The organism is Bradyrhizobium sp. Unk1 (assembly GCF_059512345.1).
This window is the reverse complement of the sequence record NZ_JCAMOP010000168.1, coordinates 1-1,408: the sequence shown is the minus strand read 5'-3', so window position 1 is coordinate 1,408 and position 1,408 is coordinate 1. Positions and strand designations below refer to the sequence as shown.

The following is a 1,408-nucleotide window of genomic DNA, read 5'->3' as shown; positions in this document are numbered from 1 at the left end:
TGCTTCTGTAATGGGCCTTTGTTCGTCAAGTCCCTCTGAACGATATCTCATCGCCAGGATCATGCTTCTGTCCGTGGTCAGCGCGAAGGCTGCCACACCATGCCATCAGATCCAGAGCCGGCAGGTCAATCTAGGACGCGTGATTTGCCGAAGCATTCACAGCACTACTCCCGACCTTGCCAAGCCCTCGTCCCGGCGACGGGACCTCTGTAGAAGCGATGCCGTTTTCGACGCGCTCCCCGAACCTGCCCTACCTCCTATGCGGCCGCAGCGGCCTTGCTCCAGCGGAACTCGGTCGCGTCCATCCACATGCGATGGAGCACGACACCCAACTTGCGGGCAAGAGCCACTTTGGCGCGCTTCATGCCTCTGCGTTTCGCCACGTCGAGAGCCCAGCACTTCAGGCTCGAGAAGCGGGTCGTGCGCGTCAGCATGATGTGCGCCGCTTCAAAGAGCGCGGTCCGCACCATGGCATCGCCGACCTTGCTTAGGCCTCCGTCCCGGTCGGTCTCACCTGACTGATATTTTTTCGGAGTGAGCCCGAAGTAGGCACCGATCGTACTGGATTTTCCGAATCGTGACGGATCATCCACCGCAGAGCGATATGTCAGGGCAACTAAAGCGCCGACGCCAGGCGTGCTCATCAATCGCCGGCAAACCTTGTCGGCCCGTGCGATCTTCAGCATCTCACGATGCAACCTGGTGAACTCGTTCCACAACGCCGCCCTCGCAGCGAGCATCGCGCCAATCACCATTTCCAGGGTCACATGCTCCGCTGTCAGTTCCCGAATGCGCGCTTCAAACCGTCCACGGCTCACTTCGCCGACCTTCAGCCCATAGCCACGCAGGATGCCGCGGATGCTCAGCTCGACGTCGAGAAGCTTGCCCTGCAGAAGTTTTCGTCCAACAAGAAGGGCCCGGGTATCCTTGCAAGGCACTGATTTCGCGTGAACCGGACGGTACCAGCCCATCCGCAGCAACTGAGCGATCCCGCGGGCATCCTTCCGGTCGGTCTTGACGGTCATGGCCGAGAGTGCCGCTTTCACATGCCGTGTCTCGAGCAAAACTGCATCGCGTCCGGCGGCCACAAGCGCGGCATGCAGCCACTGCGACAACGGCCCGGCCTCGAGCCCAATGCAGCTGACAGGCAATTCCAACTCGTCGAAATAGCCAATAAGCACCTCAGGCTCGCTGGCGACCTTGACCTCGCGGACGACGTTGCCAGTCCCGTCAACAATGCAGATGCTGCTCTCTTTCAAAGACACGTCGATCCCCGCGTAATAGTCCATGGCTGTTCCTCACTTGATGCCTGGAGCCGATCACTCGGACTCCGTTTCAACATCATCATTCTGAGGGACAGCCACTTACCTGGCTAGGCTCGCGAAGGCCGGCCCATCACGGCATCTAG

At 60.0% G+C, this 1,408-nt stretch carries 1 protein-coding gene; it reads right to left on the bottom strand.

Annotated elements, in window-relative coordinates; genetic code table 11:
* Nucleotides 1-257: 257 nt before the first annotated feature.
* Nucleotides 258-1,289, bottom strand: coding sequence for an IS110 family RNA-guided transposase (locus AC5ZFO_RS47905; RefSeq protein WP_496124253.1), 1,032 nt, complete (start codon nt 1,287-1,289; stop codon nt 258-260).
* Nucleotides 1,290-1,408 lie beyond the last annotated feature (119 nt).